This is a genomic window from Acetobacter sp. (assembly GCF_022483985.1).
Taxonomy (GTDB): Bacteria; Pseudomonadota; Alphaproteobacteria; order Acetobacterales; family Acetobacteraceae; genus Acetobacter.
This window is the reverse complement of the sequence record NZ_JAKVME010000001.1, coordinates 2,067,189-2,085,316: the sequence shown is the minus strand read 5'-3', so window position 1 is coordinate 2,085,316 and position 18,128 is coordinate 2,067,189. Positions and strand designations below refer to the sequence as shown.

17 protein-coding genes and 1 tRNA gene are annotated in these 18,128 nt (G+C 58.5%); 9 read left to right on the top strand and 9 right to left on the bottom strand.

From position 1 onward, the window contains the following. The first annotated feature begins 300 nt into the window (after window positions 1-300). Both LKE90_RS09270 and LKE90_RS09265 read left to right on the top strand, forming a co-directional pair. Window positions 301-930 (top strand): hypothetical protein, encoded by a 630-nt coding sequence (locus LKE90_RS09270; protein WP_291493174.1) that lies wholly within the window; start codon window positions 301-303, stop codon window positions 928-930. Window positions 931-1,109: 179 nt separating this feature from the next. Further along, entirely contained in the window at window positions 1,110-2,651 is a 1,542-nt protein-coding gene (locus LKE90_RS09265; protein WP_291493175.1) for a gamma-glutamyltransferase, read from the top strand. Window positions 2,652-3,111: 460 nt separating this feature from the next. On the opposite strand, the gene glnA is transcribed toward LKE90_RS09265, so the two are convergent. Together glnA and LKE90_RS09255 are read right to left on the bottom strand one after the other, a co-directional pair. Further along, entirely contained in the window at window positions 3,112-4,557 is a 1,446-nt protein-coding gene (gene glnA, locus LKE90_RS09260; RefSeq protein WP_291493176.1) for a type I glutamate--ammonia ligase, read from the bottom strand. Between the two features lie 163 nt (window positions 4,558-4,720). After that, window positions 4,721-5,059, bottom strand: coding sequence for a P-II family nitrogen regulator (locus LKE90_RS09255; protein WP_291493177.1), 339 nt, complete (start codon window positions 5,057-5,059; stop codon window positions 4,721-4,723). A 287-nt stretch (window positions 5,060-5,346) separates the two neighbouring features. Between LKE90_RS09255 and LKE90_RS09250 the strand changes: the two genes are divergently transcribed. The 3 genes from LKE90_RS09250 (at window position 5,347) to LKE90_RS09240 (ending at window position 8,779) form a co-directional block, all read left to right on the top strand. Next, on the top strand, window positions 5,347-6,528 hold the full coding sequence (locus LKE90_RS09250) for an aminotransferase (RefSeq protein WP_291493179.1): 1,182 nt from the start codon (window positions 5,347-5,349) through the stop codon (window positions 6,526-6,528). Between the two features lie 61 nt (window positions 6,529-6,589). Continuing rightward, window positions 6,590-6,665: transfer RNA gene (locus LKE90_RS09245), tRNA-His, on the top strand. 245 nt (window positions 6,666-6,910) lie between these two features. Continuing rightward, window positions 6,911-8,779, top strand: a complete 1,869-nt coding sequence (locus LKE90_RS09240; RefSeq protein WP_291493181.1) for a tetratricopeptide repeat protein — start codon at window positions 6,911-6,913, stop codon at window positions 8,777-8,779. A gap of 7 nt (window positions 8,780-8,786) precedes the next feature. Here LKE90_RS09240 and mazG read toward each other — a convergent pair whose 3' ends face one another. The 3 genes from mazG to LKE90_RS09225 form a co-directional block, all read right to left on the bottom strand. Next, the gene (gene mazG, locus LKE90_RS09235; RefSeq protein ID WP_291493182.1) at window positions 8,787-9,629 is read right to left on the bottom strand and encodes a nucleoside triphosphate pyrophosphohydrolase; all 843 of its coding nucleotides are present in this window, start codon (window positions 9,627-9,629) and stop codon (window positions 8,787-8,789) included. Between the two features lie 387 nt (window positions 9,630-10,016). Beyond that, window positions 10,017-10,346, bottom strand: a complete 330-nt coding sequence (locus tag LKE90_RS09230; protein WP_291501438.1) for a hypothetical protein — start codon at window positions 10,344-10,346, stop codon at window positions 10,017-10,019. Window positions 10,347-10,804: 458 nt separating this feature from the next. Beyond that, window positions 10,805-11,302 (bottom strand): peptide deformylase, encoded by a 498-nt coding sequence (locus LKE90_RS09225; protein ID WP_291493186.1) that lies wholly within the window; start codon window positions 11,300-11,302, stop codon window positions 10,805-10,807. A gap of 169 nt (window positions 11,303-11,471) precedes the next feature. Between LKE90_RS09225 and rlmN the strand changes: the two genes are divergently transcribed. The 4 genes from rlmN to LKE90_RS09205 all read left to right on the top strand — a co-directional run bounded on the left by rlmN (window position 11,472) and on the right by LKE90_RS09205 (window position 14,576). Beyond that, window positions 11,472-12,653 (top strand): 23S rRNA (adenine(2503)-C(2))-methyltransferase RlmN, encoded by a 1,182-nt coding sequence (gene rlmN / locus LKE90_RS09220; RefSeq protein ID WP_291493187.1) that lies wholly within the window; start codon window positions 11,472-11,474, stop codon window positions 12,651-12,653. A gap of 134 nt (window positions 12,654-12,787) precedes the next feature. Continuing rightward, complete coding sequence (ygfZ, locus tag LKE90_RS09215) at window positions 12,788-13,657, top strand: CAF17-like 4Fe-4S cluster assembly/insertion protein YgfZ (RefSeq protein ID WP_291493189.1); 870 nt, start codon at window positions 12,788-12,790, stop codon at window positions 13,655-13,657. Beyond that, window positions 13,657-14,085: a phosphoribosyl-AMP cyclohydrolase gene (gene hisI, locus LKE90_RS09210; protein ID WP_291493192.1), complete on the top strand. Its 429-nt coding sequence runs from the start codon at window positions 13,657-13,659 to the stop codon at window positions 14,083-14,085. Before ygfZ ends, hisI begins: the two co-directional genes overlap by 1 nt. A gap of 92 nt (window positions 14,086-14,177) precedes the next feature. Beyond that, entirely contained in the window at window positions 14,178-14,576 is a 399-nt protein-coding gene (locus tag LKE90_RS09205) for an acyl-CoA thioesterase (RefSeq protein ID WP_291493194.1), read from the top strand. A 123-nt stretch (window positions 14,577-14,699) separates the two neighbouring features. Here the strand turns inward: LKE90_RS09205 and LKE90_RS09200 are convergent, their stop codons facing one another. The 4 genes from LKE90_RS09200 to LKE90_RS09185 all read right to left on the bottom strand — a co-directional run bounded on the left by LKE90_RS09200 (window position 14,700) and on the right by LKE90_RS09185 (window position 18,047). Next, complete coding sequence (locus LKE90_RS09200) at window positions 14,700-15,638, bottom strand: hypothetical protein (RefSeq protein WP_291493196.1); 939 nt, start codon at window positions 15,636-15,638, stop codon at window positions 14,700-14,702. 325 nt (window positions 15,639-15,963) lie between these two features. Continuing rightward, window positions 15,964-16,323 carry a 50S ribosomal protein L20 gene (gene rplT / locus LKE90_RS09195; protein ID WP_010669173.1) on the bottom strand — a complete coding sequence of 120 codons (360 nt, stop codon included), beginning with the start codon at window positions 16,321-16,323 and terminating at the stop codon, window positions 15,964-15,966. A 14-nt stretch (window positions 16,324-16,337) separates the two neighbouring features. After that, window positions 16,338-16,541: a 50S ribosomal protein L35 gene (gene rpmI, locus LKE90_RS09190; RefSeq protein WP_291493197.1), complete on the bottom strand. Its 204-nt coding sequence runs from the start codon at window positions 16,539-16,541 to the stop codon at window positions 16,338-16,340. 159 nt (window positions 16,542-16,700) lie between these two features. Beyond that, window positions 16,701-18,047, bottom strand: a complete 1,347-nt coding sequence (locus LKE90_RS09185; protein ID WP_291493199.1) for an autotransporter strand-loop-strand O-heptosyltransferase — start codon at window positions 18,045-18,047, stop codon at window positions 16,701-16,703. Window positions 18,048-18,128 lie beyond the last annotated feature (81 nt).

Here is an 18,128-nt window from a genome sequence, read left to right as displayed (position 1 = left end):
GGCCGGCAGAAGCACCGGCTGGCCACAGGATAGGTTTTGCCTCGCCCTACGCAAGACAGACGGATCGCGCAAGCCGTATCGTGATAAAGAGCTGCTGTTCCCTTATGACACAAAACCCGCCAGTTGCCCCATATGGTGTGTGATTGTTTATTTTTTTGTGTGGGATTCGAGGCCAGCCCGGTTTTCGTGGACGCATTTCTGGTCGATACTCGCGCCGTGATCTGTGCCCGCTGCATGACGCCTCCATGTGAGGAGGGCGTGCGGCGTCAGGTCGTGTAACTTGTCAGTCTGGATTGTCGCATGGCCCGGTCTCCGCTTGTGTTTCTGCATTTTTCCCGTTCGCGCGCGGCGCATGATCATCTATCGAGTCGCGCATGGTTCATGAAGTGGGGTCTCTCCGGATTTGCCGCGCTGATGCTGCCGCTGGCGCTGACTGGCTGTGCGGAGACTGATGACAACGTCTTTGCTCCGAGTTGCCCGCAGATGCATATCCCTTCGGAAGTGGCGGATTATTATAACTACTCCGCCAAGGGGCCGTCATTCGACCATCTGGTGACGCATGCGAGTCTCAGCAGCCTCGGCGGTGACTGCATGGCGCAGGGACGCAAGGATCTGAGAACCCGCGTCGGTGTGCATATGGTGGTGCGCAGAGGCCCGGCCGCTCCCGGCGACACGGTTACCCTGCCGTGGTTCGTGGCCGTGGTGCATAATGACAAGATCGTCGGGAAGCATATTTTCGAGCAGAAGGTCACTTTCCCGGCCGGACAGGACGCCGTTGCTGTCGATACACGCCTTGTAACCGTCGACCTTCCGATCAAGCCCACGACAATAGAGAATGAGTACCGCTTCGAGGTCGGGTTCCAGCTCAATCACACGCAGGTTGCCTATAACCGTGAGCACGGTGTGACGGCTTCTTTCGTATCGAAGTGAGCCACACGCCCTGTTTCCGGATGGCGGCGTGTCCCGGAGTTGGGAAAACCGCGTGTTGCCCCGTTGCCGCATTGCGGGAAGAAAGCTAACCAAGTCACAGGGCCATGTCCGTCTCCGTTTAAGGTGCCGGACAGTCCAGCGGTCAAACCGGCCAACTGCAAAGATGGAGTGTCTCTCGCGTGCGTGAACGTCCCGTAAGCTTTCGTTCTGTTTCGTGCGGCGAGACGCCTGTCCTGAAAGGCGCTGGCCGGAAAGTGGCGGTTGTCCGGCGTGTCGGCCTTCTTCTGGCCATGAGTGGCATGATGTCCGGCTGTTCATGGATGTTCGGAACACCGTCCCAGAGCACGCCAGACGAACACCCGGTTCTTTCCCTGTATGGCTCCGGCACCAAGATGTTGACGGGGTATGTGGGGAGTGTCGTCGCTGACGAGCCGCACGCCGCCCTCGCCGCGATGACGGTTCTGCAGAGAGGCGGTAACGCGGCGGATGCCGCTGCCGCGCTGGGACTGGCCCTGTCGGTGACCCTGCCGTCGCGGGCTTCGCTCGGCTCTGGCGGCGCCTGTGTGGCGTGGCGTCCCGAGGATCGTGGCGCTGGACGGGCTTTTCTGTTCATGCCGACAGGCGATGCTCCGGCTGACCCGGTTTCGGGGGCCAGAAGCAGCCGTGCCGATCGTCCGGCTTCGATCCCCATGCTGGCGCGCGGCCTGTTCCTGATGCAGTTGCGTTACGGGAGTGTGGATTTTGCCGAGACGACGCAGCCGGCCATCACGCTGGCGCGAAGCGGGATCGAGGTGGGTTCTCAGTTGGCTGCTGATCTCGCCACCGTGCAGGCGCCCCTTCTGGCTGACGAGGGGGCTCGAAAAATCTTCGGACGCTCTGACGGAACTGTGCTGAAGGCTGGCGACATCTTCAGTCAGCGCTATCTGACCGGCACGCTTGAGCGGATCAGGTCCGCTGGTTCCGGTGATCTTTATACCGGCGCTCTGGCTCAGGTTCTGGTGGCGTCGAATGAAACAACCGGCGCTGGTCTGACCATGGTCGGGCTGCGAGGCGCGGTTCCCATTGAGACGATGCCTCTGACCGCCTCCGTCGGTAATGTGACGGTATCCTTCGTGCCGCCTCCCGCAGACGGAGGCTATGGTATGGCCGCTGCCTGGAAAGCTTCCGAAAGCGGTCAGGCTGCGGGTGACGCGGGAGCGCGGGCTGTCGCGGGCTGGCGCACGACGGAGGGGCGTGCTTCCGTGGCGGCTCTGAGCGCGCATGCTCAGGCATTGCTTGATTCCGGCAGGATGCCGGGTGGAAGCAGCCTGCCGAATCTTCCTGCCTCGACATCCTTTGCGGTTGTGGACAGGAAAGGTGAGGCTGTCGCCTGTGCTGTTTCGATGAACAACCTGTTTGGCACAGGCCGCGTCGCGGGCTCCACCGGCATCGTGCTGGGGGCTTCTGCGGCCCATCGTCCCCGTCCGATCCTGCCCGCCGGCATTGCTCATCGGGATGGTGAGTTTCTCGCGGCCGCTACAGCTTCGGGGCAGGCAGACGCCGCTGACGCTGCCGGGGCTGCGCTATCCGGAGCGCTGACGGGGGATATCAGGGCTGCTACGGCTAATGGTCGCGCCAATGCGATTTCATGTCGTAATGGTCTGCCAGGCGGCAGCAGTCACTGCTTCGGCTGGGTCGATCCGCGTGGCAGCGGATATGCGACGGGCTCTGAGCGGAACTGAGGCCCGCAAGAGGCCGTAGCGTCGTTTCAGACAGCACTTCCACAGAGCATTTGTAAAAACTCTCTGTGGAAGCATGGCGTTGCCTCGTCAAAATTCCTGTGATTTTTGGAGAGTGGCTCTGACTTTCTGCCAGTCAGCGGGTCTGCTTTGCTTTATGCGCGCCTCATCGTTGACAGATGAAGCAGAGGGCCGTCGCCCGACAGTATCAGGCGAATGCGTTAGATGAAAAGTGACGTCCTGTAATGATGTCGTCATGAGGTCTGGCGGGTATTTCTCACAAGCACGACCGTAAATCCCAGCGCTGATCTCACGGCAAAGGCCTGAGTCTATACTGAAAATCCCGTTCGGTGTGTCGTCAGATTGGAGTGGATGAATACACTCTGATCTGGAAACATCGCCCAACAAAAAACGCGGCCTGTTAAGGCCGCGTTCCTTGAAAGTCCAACTCTGTCCGAAAGGATCAGACGGAGTAGTACATCTCGAACTCAACCGGGTGAGGTGTGTGCTCGAAGCGATACACGTCTTTCCACTTCAGCTCGATGTAGCTGTCAATCTGGTCTTTCGTGAAGACGCCGCCTGCCAGCAGGAAGTCGTAATCCGCTTCCAGAGACTGGAGGGCTTCACGCAGCGAACCGGCAACCGTCGGAATCTGCTTCAGCTCTTCCGGAGGCAGATCGTACAGATCCTTGTCCATGGCGTCGCCCGGGTGGATCTTGTTCTTGATGCCGTCCAGACCAGCCATCAGCATGGCGGAGAACGCCAGATACGGGTTGGCGGTCGGATCCGGGAAGCGAACCTCGACGCGCTTTGCCTTCGGGCTTGTCGCATACGGGATACGGCAGGAAGCGGAACGGTTGCGGGCGGAGTAAGCCAGCAGAACCGGAGCTTCGAAGCCCGGGATCAGACGCTTGTAGGAGTTGGTGGACGGGTTGGTGAACGCGTTCAGCGCCTTGGCGTGCTTGATGATGCCGCCAATGTAGTAGAGCGCCGTGTCGGACAGGTCGGCATAGCCGTTGCCAGCGAAGGTCGGCTTGCCGGCTTTCCAGATCGACTGGTGAACGTGCATGCCCGAGCCGTTGTCGCCGTAGATCGGCTTCGGCATGAAGGTTGCCGTCTTGCCGTAGGAGACGGCGACGTTGTGGATACAGTATTTGTAGATCTGCATGAAGTCGGCCGAGCGGACCAGCGTGTCGAACTTGGTGCCAAGCTCGTGCTGGGACTGCGCGACTTCGTGGTGATGCTTTTCGATCGGCAGGCCCATCTCGCCCATCGTCGTCAGCATTTCAGCGCGGAGATCGTTCTCGCTGTCGACAGGAGCGCAGGGGAAGTAACCACCCTTCACACCCGGACGGTGACCCAGATTGCCCTCGGGATATTCCTTCAGGGATGCGCCGGGGCCTTCGATGCTGTCGAGCTGATACTTGCCGTAGTTCGGACCCGTGCCGAACTGGACGTTGTCGAAGATGAAGAACTCTGCTTCCGGGCCGAAGAAAGCCGTGTCACCGAGGCCGGTGGACTGGAGATACTGTTCGGCGCGCTTGGCGGTGGAGCGCGGGTCACGGTTGTAAAGCTGGCCGGTCGCCGGATCAACGATATCGCAGATCAGGATCAGCTGCGGCTTTGCGGAGAACGGGTCCATGACGGCTGTCGTCGGGTCGGGCAGCAGCACCATGTCGCTCTCATTGATGGCTTTCCAGCCACCGATGGAGGAACCGTCGAACATGAAACCTTCCGTGAAGGTGTCTTCTTCGATCGTCGTGATGTACTGCGTGGTGTGGTGCCACGTTCCGCGCGGATCAGTGAAGCGCAAGTCGACCAGTTCGACGGAGTTTTCGTTAATGAGCTCGAAAACCCGGGCTACTGCTTCCGACGACGTCTTGGTCGAACCGGTTTCTTTTTTCGCCATTAGTGCCTCTATCTGCCTGTTAGCGCCGCCATCGCGGCCTTCAGATTTGCGGTTCGTCGTTCCATTCTGCGAAGGGTCGGATCGATACCGCACCGAAACTTTTGTGTCCTATGCCGGACGTCCTAGCAAGACGGAAAAGTCGTCCCGCCTGAGGATTGTCCGCTCAGATGGCGTCTCCACCCCGTTCGCCGGTGCGAATGCGGATGGCGTCATCAACAGGGATGATGAAAATCTTGCCATCGCCGATTCGTCCGGTTCGCGCCGCATTGGAGATCGCCTCTACCGCCCGCTCCGCCAGATCATCGGGGCAGACGACTTCGATCTTCATCTTGGGAAGAAAATCAACGATATATTCCGCGCCGCGATAGAGTTCCGTATGCCCTTTCTGGCGTCCGAAACCCTTCGCTTCGATCACGGTAATACCTTGAAGACCGAGTTCGTGAAGGGCGTCCTTCACCTCGTCAAGTTTGAATGGCTTGATGATGGCCTCGATCTTCTTCATGTCCCTGTCGTCACACCAATCTCTGTTACGGCCAAATTTCTAGCATGCGAACGGCAGCGATTGAACTGCGGTTCAGGCAGAACAGTTGCACGGGTTTGGCTTGCGGGCAATCGGGTTGACAGCGAAATAATCCCGTCGTCGGACCGGCTGGCGTGGATTGTTGACGAAGACCCGAACGCAGGGCTTATTTCCAGTCTCCTCGCATCTCAGGGGGATGCGGCGGATGTCGCAGGGAGCAGGGATCAGGGATCACTCCCTCTTTTCCATCAGTCAGGCCCGGGGGCATCGTGAAGCCATTGAATCATCAGTTGACGCAGTTGCCGACGACCATCTTTACGGTCATGTCGGCATTGGCCTCAGAGCATGGCGCGATCAATCTGGGGCAGGGGTTCCCTGACACGGAAGGCCCTGCCCATCTGACAGAGGTGGCGGCTCAGGCGCTTCTGGATGGCCGCAACCAGTATGCGCCTCTGACAGGACTGCCGGAACTGCGTGAAGCCGTCGCACGATCGAATGCCCGTTTCTATGGCTTGCAGATCGACCCGGCCCGTGAGGTGATCGTGACGTCCGGCGCAACGGAGGGGCTGGCCTCGTCCCTCGCGGCCCTGTTGAATCCCGGTGATGAAGTGGTGGTCATTGAGCCCGCCTATGACACCTATCTCCCCATGATCCGGTTGCTGGGTGCGGTCCCGAAGCTGGTGCGCCTGACGCCCCCCGCATGGTCCCTGCCCCGCGATGAACTGGCAGCCGCCTTCGGCCCCAACACCAAGGCGATCATTCTGAATTCGCCGATGAATCCGGTGGGAAAAGTCTTTTCCGAGGATGAGTTGCAGTTCATCGCCGGACTGGTCGAACGGCATGATGTCTATGCGTTGTGCGATGAGGTTTACGAGCATCTGACTTTCGGGGCGCGTCATATTCCGCTGATGACCCTGCCGGGAATGCGTGACCGCTGCATCCGGATCGGCAGCGCGGGGAAAAGCTTTTCAATGACGGGCTGGAAGGTGGGGTACATTACCGCGCCTGTGGCGCTGGCGGCCGTCATTGCCAAAGCTCACCAGAATCTCGCCTTTTCCACAGCGCCCAATCTGCAACGTGCCGTCGCCGTCGGGCTGGATCAGGACACCGCCTACTTTGAGTCTCTGGCGTCAGACATGCAGGTTCGGCGGGACATCCTTGCATCCGGTCTCAGGGAGATGGGCTTTTCCGTGCTTCCCTGTGACGGAACCTACTTCCTGACCGCGGATATTCGTGGGGTCGGTGAATTGATGACCGGATCGGAGACCGATCTGGAATGGAGTCGGCGTATGACGGTTGAAGCTGGTGTGGCAGTCATTCCTGTCTCAGCATTCTATGACGCCAGTCTGCCCGGCGCTCCCTCTCATCTGGTCCGGTTTGCGTTCTGCAAGAAACCCATCATTCTGGAGCAGGCTCTGACACGTCTGCGGGATCGTATCGGTCGGGGATAGAAAACGGCAAATTTACTATTGACGGGATGTCCCGCAATTCTCTATTAGCAGGCCCGCTGTGGCGGACGTAGCTCAGTTGGTAGAGCGCCGGTTTGTGGTACCGGTTGTCGCGGGTTCAATCCCCGTCGTTCGCCCCAGCGTTTTCATGAAAAATTAAAGCAGTAACAAAGTGATCCCTTTATTCACTCGCGGGATCAGTCTGCTCTTCGTGGCTGGCCCGGTGTTGGCGCACACATTCATCTCTTAACAGGACCGGGAGTCCAGACTGGGGTTGAGCGCAGCCCTGACGCAGTGACTCCGCGTTTATTCTGTTTGTTCATTCCAAAACAAGATCAACTGAGACTTGCGAGGTGTGACACCGATCAGCGAACAGTCCTCCTGAATGGATAAATCTGCTACACGCGGAATCGTCTGTTTCGTGGAGGCTCAGTTGAAGGATCATGACCCGGCTTCCTACGATGAACTGAAGGCCCGACTGGCCCGGAATCCCGGCGATCCGCTTCTGCTGCACGGTCTGGCGAAAGCGGCCTTTACACAGGGCCGGTTTGATCAGGCAGTCGGCTATGCGGGGCTGGCGGTCAGAACCGATCCTCGCGCCGAATTTCACGTCACACTTGGACTGGCGCTTCTCAGGCTTGGTCATGTCGAGGCTGCTCTGGGCGCTCTCCGGGTCGCTGTGCTGACCGACCCGAGCAACCCTTCCGCCCAACTGGCTCTGTCAGAAGCTTGTGAAGCGGCTGGCCTGCTTGTCGACGCGGAAGCCGCGCTCCGCATGGCGCTGGATCAGCGGCCTCTGGAGGCGGGATATCCGCTGGTCCTGTCACAGTTTCTGACGCGCCATGGTCATCCTGCCGAGGCGCTTGCCATGGCGCGACGCGCCACACGGCTGGCGGCCACTGATGACGTCATCACGCGACAGCACGAAGCGACAGTCCTTGGTGCTGCGGGCGATCATGTCGCAGCCGAGATACTGTTCGCGGAACTCTGCTCTCTCCATCCCACTGACCCTGCGGTCTGGGCCAATCACGGAGCCATACTGTTTGAACTCGGTCGTCTGGACGATGCCTGCATCGCACTGGAAAAAGCATCCGCCCTTGGTTCTCCTACAGCCGAAACACTGACCAATCTCGGGCTTGTGCACATGGCGTTCGGTCATCTTGCCGAAGCAGAAAAGGATTTTTCCAAAGCCATTGCGCTGAAACCGGGTGATCTCCGTATCCTGCTCAATCAGGGGACATTACTGAATGATCTGGGACGTCGTGAGGAAGCGGCGGACCTGTTCCGGCAGATCATGCGGAACGCGGCGGGGACGGTGGACGCGGCAAGAGCTCGTTTCAATCTGGCCACGGTGGAACTGGCGGAAGGCCGTTTCGTGGAAGGCTGGTGGGATTTTGAGGCGCGACGTCTTCTGCTTCAGCCGCTTCCCCGTCCTGATCTTCCTGACTGGGATGGTGGTCCGTCAGAAAAGCCGATTCTGTTGTGCGGCGAGCAGGGGCTGGGTGATTACATTCAGTTCCTGCGTTTTGTGCCAATGGCGGTTGAGCGTGCGCCTGTTCATCTGCTAGTGCCGGACGGTCTGATGGGACTGGTCGAACAGTCCTTGACGCTTCCCGTCTGGCAGCATGTTCAGGAGAGGGGCAGGTTGAAGCTCGTCACGTCGGCCAGCGACAAAACCGTCGTAGCGAAAGCATCCCTCCTGAGCCTGCCCCATCTTCTGGATGAAGGACGGCCTCCGGAAACAGTGCCGTATCTTTGTGCCGCGCAGCCTCGGGTTTCTCAGGACAGACAACCGCCACGCATCGGACTGTGCTGGTCGGGTAATCCGGGCTACCGCTTCGATCGACGACGCTCGATTGCATTGGACCTGTTGGAACCGATTCTGAAAACTGATGGCGTGCAGTGGGTTTCCCTGAACCGAGGGACCGCGCCTTCAGGTTTTGAACGCCTGCCGGAACACGGCGACATGGCTGTGACCGCCGCCGCTGTCAGTAGCCTTGATCTGGTGATTTCCGTCGATACTGCTGTGGCCCATCTTGCCGGGGCGATGGGTGTGCCGCTGTGGCTCCTGAACCGGTCTGGCGGCGACTGGCGCTGGGCAGAGGGTAACTGGGACCGGCAGGGCCGTCATCTCTGGTATCCACAGGTGCGGCTGTTTGCGCAGGAAACGGCGGACAGACCGGATATTGCCTGGCGGAAGCCGGTGGCCAGAGTGGCGGAGGCCCTACGGATTTTCGTCGCCAGAAAATCCTGATGATGTGTCAGGATTTTTCCTGCTTTTTCACCTCGCTCCAGACAGAGTCGAGCTTTTCCACATCGCACTCCGCCGGTGTCAGACCTTGCCGGGCCAGCAGGCTCTCCACAGATTCGAAACGCCGCGTGAACTTTCCGTTGGCCTGACGTAGGCAGGCCTCCGGATCAAGACCGAGCCTGCGGGCCAGACTGGCGACGGAAAAGAGCAGATCGCCCACTTCATCCTGAAGAGCCGTCCTGTCACCGGACGCGATTTCCGCCTCGACCTCGGCCAGTTCCTCATGCACCTTGGCGACGACCCCGCCGACATCTGGCCAGTCGAACCCGACACGCGCCGCGCGGGAGGCCAGCTTGCTGGCGCGGAGCAGGGCAGGAAGCGCCAGAGGAATGCCCGCCAGAGCGCCATGCTCCGAACGCTTCTGCCTCTCCTGCGCCTTGTTCTGCTCCCATTGCGCGGTCAGAGTAGCCTTGTCGTCGCGGCTGTCCTGCGCCTCGCCAAACACATGAGGATGACGGCGCACCATCTTGTCGGCGATACGGCGCGCTACTTCGGCGAAATCGAAACGCGCCTTCTCCTCGGCAATCCGGGACTGGAACACCACCTGTAACAGGAGATCGCCGAGTTCATCCGCCGTCTCGTCCCATGCTTCCCGTTCAATGGCGTCCGCAACCTCGTAGGCTTCCTCTATTGCGTAAGGCGCCACGGTTGCCGGTGTCTGCTGCACGTCCCACGCGCATCCGGTCTCCGGGTCACGCAGTTGCGCCATGATATGGAGGAGGCGCTCCAGTTCGTGGCCGGCATCGGCGACGGAGACGTCCATGAAAGACTCGGATGGGAAGGATTTGCTCATGGTTCGCTCCGTGGAGGCTTGAAGGAGGAGGTGCTGGTTCAGGCTATATTGTTGAAGAAGATTTTTCGATATCGGGCCTTATTTCCATACCTGCAATCAAAATAATCATGTTCTGATAAGTCTGTGTGTGCAGGGTTGGTAGAGCCGGAAAGATGAAAACTCTATCGTTTCGTCCAGCCTTCATGCGTATGACGCAATTCGAAACTTTCAACAGCAATTTGCGCCAGAAATGCAGCTACTCTCAGAGATGTATTGATATCGTCATGCGCCATGCCGAGGTTCAGTGGCGCAAGATACTGTAATGGAGCATGAGGCATAATACCATGCAGGATGCTATTCGATATCGGAAGTATATTTTTGGAATAATATGATGAATATATAGCTCTCCTATCGCAGGAAGAATGCTTCTGGGATATAGAAATCATGGGACGGATGACCGGGTTGAAGACCGTCCTGTTGAAAGGCGTCAGCACCGAGGTTTGATATGACAGGTCCGTGGCAGGCCAGATTTGCGATCTCCTGCTCTCCCTTCTGGACAGCAACGCCGTTTACTTCAGCGGGCGCGCCATGCTTACCCCATCGTCCGATCGCACTGAATACAGTATATTGAAAGCCGTTTTTGTTGAATGTCACGTAGGCTCCGCCACCGCCAGAAAACATCATCGTATCCGCATTGAAGGCGTCAGAGGTTTTTTCTGTGTTGTCGGGATAAGACATCTCAGTGTGACCTGGTCGGCCGAATCTGTAATGAATTGAAGCGTTGTTTTCGCAAAGAGATGCTATTTTATTCCCTGTTCGACAGGAGAAAAGTACATGCTCGTTGTTGGCGCATAGAGTGGCATCAGCCCACAAGGGGCTGCTTTGTCCCATCGAACATGGAGGATCGCTCCAGTTAAAATATAAAATTTCATAAACCTCTACCGAAATGCAGAATTTTGAAGAGTTTTTATAATTTTGGAGAGTCGATTTAAGCAACCCCAAAGAGATTTCTCGTGATGGTATCTGTTTCGGGCAAGCGACCTCAACCGGGTTTTACAGCAACCGATGGTCAGACAAGCCGGAATAGAAGACGAACTTGAAGCGGTACGCGTTATTACTTCCGCCCTCAGATCGCAGATAAGATCTTCAAGAGAGTGGGGCGTGTAACGGCCATAACGCCTCCAAAGCCTGTCCGTTTAACTCCGGCGAAGTTTCTCAAACCGGGCCACGACTTTTCCGCGCCTGAGAGGCGACAGTCGCTGGGTCCAGAACAGGCCGTTCAACTGGTCGATCTCGTGCTGGTGACAGACGGCGCGCAGCCCTTCGGCATCCTCGATATGCTCGGTTCCCACGATATCCTGAAAACGCACACGGATACGGGCGGCCCTTTCAATCGGGCCGGTGACGCCCGGCATTGAAATGCTCCCCTCTTCCAGACGGAGTGTTTCTCCGGACGTCTCGATAATCTCGGGATTGATATAGGTTCGCGGTCCGGATGCATCGGGGAGTTCCAGCACCACGACACGCTGTGCAACGCCGATATGCGGAGCGGTGATCCCTATCCCCGGAGCGGCCCGCATGGTGTCGAGAAGATCCGTGGCCAGAGACTGCAGGGCCTCGTTGAAACAGGTCACGGGCTCAGCGACGAGACGAAGCCTCTGGTCGGGGAAAGTCACAATCGGACGCAGAGCCACACCGGCCTCCATCTGAACAGGGAGAGTGGGGCTGTGTAATGGCGTGCTGGCTCAGGAGGCAATGCCCGCATGGTGTGGCGATTGCCGATTTCTCTCCATTTTCCCGGCCGCCCGTGGTAAGGAGCGCGCCTTTACGATCATTTCTGGCTGAACTGGAAGATACAAGACCATGAGCGACACGGACTTCGCGCTTGACGCCGCCGACCGGGAGCGGATTCTCGCGAAGTCGGCGCTGTTCTCACCGCCGCCGATCCAGCTTGCCGATGGTCGCCGTGATCTTGTCGGGCTGTCGCGTGAGGAACTGACCGAGGAACTGGTCGCTATCGGCGAAAAACCGTTCCGCACCAAGCAGCTCTGGCACTGGATCTACCATCAGGGCGCAACCGATTTCACGAAGATGAGCAGCATCGCCAAACCGCTTCAGCAGAAGCTGGCGGAGCGGTTCATCGTCGGACGCCCCGATCCGGCGGTCGTACAGACCTCTCAGGACGAGACGCGCAAGTTCCTGTTCCGCTTTCGCGACGGGCAGGAAGCCGAGACGGTCTATATCCCGGATCGGCGTGAGGATCGTGGTGCGGTCTGCATCTCCTCGCAGGTGGGCTGCACCCTGTCCTGCACCTTCTGCCATACCGGCACACAGAAGCTGGTGCGTAATCTCGGCGCTGCGGAAATCGTCGGCCAGTTCATGGCCGCGCGCGATTCCTATAATGAATGGCCCAGCCCGAAAGGCGATACGCCGCGCCTGCTTTCCACCATTGTTCTGATGGGCATGGGGGAGCCGCTCTACAATTACGAGAATGTGGCCAAGGCCATGCGGATCATCATGGACGGGGAGGGGATCGGCCTGTCGCGGCGTCGCATCACGCTGTCAACGTCCGGTGTCGTGCCGCTGATGGATCGCTGCGGCGATGAACTCGGAATCAATCTCGCAGTGTCGTTGCATGCCGTCCGCAATGACCTGCGTGACCAGATCGTGCCGCTCAACCGGAAATATCCTATCGAGGAAGTGATCGCTGCCTGCCGTCGCTATCCGGCGGCGAGCAATGCACGACGCATCACGTTCGAATACATCATGCTGCGCGGGATCAATGACAGCGAGGCCGACGCCCGTGAACTGGTGCGCCTGATCCGCGGTATTCCGGCCAAGGTGAACCTGATCCCGTTCAACATCTGGCCCGGCAGCGACTATAAGCCTTCAACCCGCGAGCAGCAGGCGAAATTTGCCCAGATCGTCATGGATGCCGGTTTCGCCTCGCCAATCCGTACGCCGCGTGGACGTGATATTCTGGCGGCCTGCGGCCAGTTGAAGACTGCCAGCGAGAGAAGTCGTCCTGTCCGGGAGGGGATATAGGGCGTCGTTAATAGGAAAGTGAAAATGCTTTCCTGAACATGTAGAACTTGTCACTTGTATGGAGTGGGGTGAAGACCAATCTTCCGGACGCCTCTGCAGGATCGACGAGGTCACAGACCTCCGGGAGATTGAAAATGACGTATTTTGCTCACCTGACTGACCGGTCGGTGATAGCCATCAGAGGCGAGGACCGTGTCCGGTTCCTTCAGGGGCTGGTTTCCAACGATGTGGCTGCCGTGGAGCCGGGGAAGGCTGTGTGGGCCGCCCTGCTCACGCCGCAGGGACGCTGGAAAGCCGACTTCTTCATCATCGCCGCTCCTGATGAGCCGTGCCTTCTGCTCGATTGCGCCGCGTCACAGAGAGCCATGCTGGTCACAACGCTTTCCAGATTCCGGCTCCGCTCTGATGTGAGCATTCAGGAGACGCGTCTTGTCGTTCATGCGGCATGGGGCGGTCTGCCTGACGTCGCCACCGTGGAAAACGCGATTGTCGTGCCGGACCCGCGTCTGCCGGAAGCGGGATGGCGTCTTCTCATGCTGGAGCCGTCAGCCGCCGCGAAGGCGGATGATGTGGCGTATGACCTGCATCGCCTCGTGCTGGGGCTGCCTGACGGTGTCCGTGACTGTGAGCCGGAAAAGACCCTGCTGCTTGAGGCCAACTTCGATCTGCTCAATGGCGTCTCATGGACCAAGGGTTGCTATATGGGGCAGGAACTGACGGCGCGGACCCATTATCGTGGGCTGGTCAAGCGGCGACTTGTGCCTGTGGCGTCTGAAGCGGTCCTGCCTGCGCCGGGAACCCTTGTGATCGCCGATGGTCGTGAAGTCGGGCAGATCCGTTCCAGTCGCGATCATTGCGGTCTGGCGTTTCTGAGGCCGGAAGTCGTGGACCTTCATCTGGAAGCGGAAGGCCATCGTATTGTGCCGCGTGTGCCGACATGGTTTACGACCGTGCTGACAGCCGAAAAAAGCAGCCAGACTGCGAGTGCAGGAGAGGTGTCGTAATGAAAACCGTTCGTCAGGAAGCCATCCGTCCGACAGCCGAATCTGTCGATCGTGAACTGGAGCGTGTCGCTTTTGATGCGGACGGACTTGTCTGCGGCATTGCCCAGCAGCACGACAGCGGTGAAGTGCTGATGGTCGCATGGCTCAACCGTGACGCACTCAGGGAAACATTGCTGACAGGACAGGTCTGCTACTGGTCACGCAGCCGTAAGGCGCTGTGGCGCAAGGGTGAAACGTCCGGACAGGTGCAGAAGCTGGTCGAAGCCCGTCTCGACTGCGACGGTGACGCCGTTCTGCTGCTGGTGGATCAGACCGGCGTGGCCTGTCATACTGGGCGTCGTAGCTGTTTCTACCGGCAGTTCGGACCGGATGGGCTGGAAACGATCTCGGACCCGCTCGTCACGCCTGAAACGCTTTACGGTCACTGAGACCTGATGGTCGCCAACGGCGACGTCATTTGCCGACGGGACTGTTTTCGCCCATTCTCACTCGGCTGCGCCAGGCGGAAGTGAGGACGTTCATGCTTTCAAACGAGATCAAGCAACCATCGGGTGAACTGACCATCCGGGTTATCGCCATGCCGAGCAACACGAACGCCGCAGGTGATGTCTTCGGCGGCTGGGTCATGTCGCAGATGGATTTGGCGGCGGGCTCGGCGGCGGGTATGCGCGCCGGTTCAAAGACCGTGACGGTCGCCATCGACGGCGTGTCCTTCCTCGCCCCGATGGCGGTGGGCGATGAGCTGTCGGTTTACACGGACATTCTCAAGGTCGGCCGCACCTCCATGACGATTGGTGTGCAGGCGTGGCGACGGGTCAGACAGTCCAGCGAACGGCAACTGGTGACGCACGGCAAGTTCGTGTTTGTCGCCGTGGGTGAGGATAACCGTCCGGTGGAGATTCCTGCAGCGGCAGGGTAGAGCTTTGGGGCGGGTGTGCTCCACCCATGAAAGAATATAAGGAGCAGCGTGGCATAGAGTGGGCGAGCGACGACACCATTCGTTGCTTGTTTGGTCACTATTCTCAAGCCGCTAAACACTACATCAGTCGTCGCAACGATGCCGAACGCGGACGTTCGCGATATCCACGAAGTCACGCCGGATCCGCCTAGGCCCGCCGGTCTTAGTCCACAGATGTTGTCGCCAACGGGCGGACGAGAGAGACAAATCCATGAGATGGGCGACCGCCATAGGCGATTTGCCCATGTCGAACAGTCGGTAGCAGATCTCTACGCCGCGAGGCGTGAGACGGCCTTGGCCATAGCGGTTCTCGGGCCAGCTTGGGTCGAAGGTGCCTGTCAGTTCTGTGCCTTCCAGGCTCAGTTCGTCATTGACCGCACGGATGTCGTCCCGTCGGGTGCGGAGTAGCTTGGCGATACGGGATTCGAGAGCCTTCAAATCGGCCGTCATTACCTTTTCGGTCGCATTGAAGAAGAGCGATCCCACACTGAGCTGGATGATATAGTGTTTACCTATCATCCGTTCGGAGAGTAGCCGCCGGGCTGCACGGAGTTGGTCAAGGGCTTGATAGTCATGCGATTGGCGATTGGGATAATGGCGCACGTAGTCACGGATAGATTTGTCGGTTGAGAGATCGGCGGTTACCTGATCGAGATGATGAGCGATACTGTTTCGCTGGCCGATCAGATTGACCATTTGCTTGCGCTCGTCGGCTGTTAAGACGCCGTCTCGCACCAGCATGTCGAAAGCACGCTTCTGCTTTTGTCTATCCTTTAGTAGTTCAGCCGATTCCGCTGGGCCACCAGACTGATTGTCCAGTGAGTGTCGCAATTTCTCCTGAGCGGCGACACCATTGATGACGTCCCGCTTCAACTCCTCGGCATGATAGAGGATCAGGATCATCTGCAGCGCGCGGTGGCGGATCATGCAGCGTTCAAGTTCGGGCAAGTGGCCGCACAGTGGATCGGTGTAGTGGCGCCGGGGCCAATTTCTGTTCCGTTCGTCGTCCGGATCGTCTGTCATAGGTAGTTATGATAGACGATAGACCCTGTCGTCGTCATCGCTCTTAGGCAACTGCCCTGTTAGGGGGTACGTCCCAACGAATTATGGTGCATTTTGGTCGATGGACTTTCGGTAGACCTTGCTCTTGGGAGGTCTGGTTAAGTCGGTTTGCGGTTCAATCCGGCGATAGGACTTCGTAGCAATGATATCCACTTTGCGAAACGCAGATCAAGAACTCCGTATGACCGACATGAGAGAGGAATCTGTCTTTCCGGCAGCCTGTTTTCACCAATAAAAAAAGCCGCCCCGAGAGGCGGCTTTCTTACATCGTCCGTGAGGGCAGCAATCAGGCAGCAAGAGCAGCCTGAGCCTTTTTCACGATTTCACCGAAGGTGGCGGCGTCATCGAATGCGATGGCGGCCAGAACCTTACGGTCGATTTCGATGCCAGCCTTGTCCAGACCGTTGATGAAACGGCTGTAGGTCAGGCCATGCTCGCGGACGGCAGCGTTGATACGCTGAATCCACAGGGCGCGGAATTCACGCTTCTTGTTGCGACGGTCGCGGTATGCGTACTGAAGCGACTTTTCAAGACGCTCAAGCGCAATGCGATAGTTCGTGGAGGAACGTCCGCGGAAGCCCTTGGAGAGCTTGAGAACCTTCTTGTGACGGGCGTGCGTCGTGACGCCCCGCTTAACACGTGCCATTTATAAGGTGCTCCTCAAGCCAGCCCGTAGGGGGCCCACTGCTTCACAGTCTTGCCATCCATCTCGGTCATCGTCTGAGGACCGCGATTGGTGCGCTTCATCTTCTGTGAACGGTTGATAAGGCCGTGGCGCTTGTTGCCAGGACCGCAGAGCACCTTGCCGGTCGCGGTGATCTTGAACCGCTTCTTGACCGACGACTTCGTCTTCATCTTGGGCATTTCAGTCTCCTTGACGTAAGGCTGCTTCCCTCCCGAAGGAGAACAGCAGCAAAGCACGGCCGGGCATGCCCTACAGGCCCGGACGCGTGAAGGAAAGGCGCTCTTACAGAATGATGCCCGGCTTTTCAAGTCTTTTCACGGGGACGTTCTGTCTTTCGTTCAGACAGGCTGGCTGATCTTTTTATCGGCAGCAATGTCGGGGTCGCGCACAGGAAAGCCGGGGATGGTTTTGATAACCCGCTTTACATGCTCAACCGTGATCAGGCGTGTACACTCAAACTGGCGTGGTGTGCCGGTATGACGCGGACACCACAGAAAGTCCTTGTGATCAAAGCGGTGCGTCGGATCATTCCAGCAGGAATTGCAGGCATGCCAGTTCACAATGCGCCACGGCGTGTGGAATTCATTGGTGGGGTGGGTGAACCCGGCAATCATCACCACCTTGCAGCGCGCCGCCCACGCCAGCCAGGAGAGGCCGCTGGAGAGGCCGATGAAAAATTCGGCATGGCGTAACCACCGGACGCGTTCCGCCAGCGACCGGTCGCCCGTCTGATCTTCCGCGCCAAAAGGAATCTGGTTCCAGACGATTCCGGTGCCATGCACCGGCTTCTGGTCAATGCAGATCACCCGGTAGCCGCATTCTTTCAGATACGCGACAAGCTGTAGCCAGCCGCTCGGATTATTCCAGTATTTGCACTGTGAACTGCTCTGGGCCGCGATACAGACATAGGGTTCTTCAATCGGGCGGGTGGGGTTCTCATCCGGGACAATGACCGGGGGCTCCTCCGTCGGGTCGACCCCGAGGATATAGCCCGCAGTCCGATGCAGACCGACAAGACGGAAATCCGTGGGCTGCCAGATGTTGGCCTGATCGTCGAAAAACAGACCGATTGTGTAGGTTGCGTAGAAGGTGTTGAGCGTCTCGCTGTTCTCGATCTCTTCCGGCGTGACGAACGTGATGTGCGGGTACGAACTCCTGAACAGCGGGATGATGGGCGCGGCCATCACGCATGTCACCTTGCAGTCACGTACCTCGGCGAAACGGGCGACATACGGAAACCAGCCCAGCGTATCGCCCAGCGTGCCGACGGGAAGCTGGATCAGGACCGGTTTGTTCCGGCAGTCATAGTCATGGGACAGGACAAGAGCGCCTGCTTCATCATGAATCTGGATGCCGAAGCGAACGTAGAAACGTTTTGAGCTGTTGACGCTGGCTCTGCCTGTCGTTGTTTCGAACAGGATATTCCCTGTATCGAGGTCCTTGAGGCGAATCGTCCATTTTCCATCCGGCAGGGCGACACGGCAGCCGAGATTGAAGTCGAAGCGGATACCCGCAGGTCCTTCCTGTGTGGGAAGCTTGGCAGGAGCGATGAAGGCGCCCTTCTCGGGCTTTGCTTCTGCCTTGCCGTCGCCGGCGCTGGCAGCCGCTCCGGAAGAGGCGGCTGCCGGAGGAACGGGTGTATCCCCGATCGGAGCATCAGCGGGAGGGGCTTCTGTTGCAGACATACAGCTCTTGACAGTCAGAAGGTTTCAGAACGCGGGTGTCCTGATTGTTAAACCGTGAATGTGATTAAGAAAAATATAATG

Bases quoted from the DNA above. Each gene is read 5' to 3' on its own strand.
- LKE90_RS09270 (WP_291493174.1), top strand. From the start codon at position 301: ATGGCCCGGTCTCCGCTTGTGTTTCTGCATTTTTCCCGTTCGCGCGCG.
- rplT (WP_010669173.1), bottom strand. From the start codon at position 16,323: ATGGCACGTGTTAAGCGGGGCGTCACGACGCACGCCCGTCACAAGAAG.
- LKE90_RS09240 (WP_291493181.1), top strand. From the start codon at position 6,911: ATGGATAAATCTGCTACACGCGGAATCGTCTGTTTCGTGGAGGCTCAG.
- hisI (WP_291493192.1), top strand. From the start codon at position 13,657: ATGAAAACCGTTCGTCAGGAAGCCATCCGTCCGACAGCCGAATCTGTC.
- rlmN (WP_291493187.1), top strand. From the start codon at position 11,472: ATGAGCGACACGGACTTCGCGCTTGACGCCGCCGACCGGGAGCGGATT.
- LKE90_RS09200 (WP_291493196.1), bottom strand. From the start codon at position 15,638: ATGACAGACGATCCGGACGACGAACGGAACAGAAATTGGCCCCGGCGC.
- ygfZ (WP_291493189.1), top strand. From the start codon at position 12,788: ATGACGTATTTTGCTCACCTGACTGACCGGTCGGTGATAGCCATCAGA.
- LKE90_RS09255 (WP_291493177.1), bottom strand. From the start codon at position 5,059: ATGAAGAAGATCGAGGCCATCATCAAGCCATTCAAACTTGACGAGGTG.
- glnA (WP_291493176.1), bottom strand. From the start codon at position 4,557: ATGGCGAAAAAAGAAACCGGTTCGACCAAGACGTCGTCGGAAGCAGTA.
- mazG (WP_291493182.1), bottom strand. From the start codon at position 9,629: ATGAGCAAATCCTTCCCATCCGAGTCTTTCATGGACGTCTCCGTCGCC.
- LKE90_RS09205 (WP_291493194.1), top strand. From the start codon at position 14,178: ATGCTTTCAAACGAGATCAAGCAACCATCGGGTGAACTGACCATCCGG.
- LKE90_RS09185 (WP_291493199.1), bottom strand. From the start codon at position 18,047: ATGTCTGCAACAGAAGCCCCTCCCGCTGATGCTCCGATCGGGGATACA.
- rpmI (WP_291493197.1), bottom strand. From the start codon at position 16,541: ATGCCCAAGATGAAGACGAAGTCGTCGGTCAAGAAGCGGTTCAAGATC.
- LKE90_RS09230 (WP_291501438.1), bottom strand. From the start codon at position 10,346: ATGTCTTATCCCGACAACACAGAAAAAACCTCTGACGCCTTCAATGCG.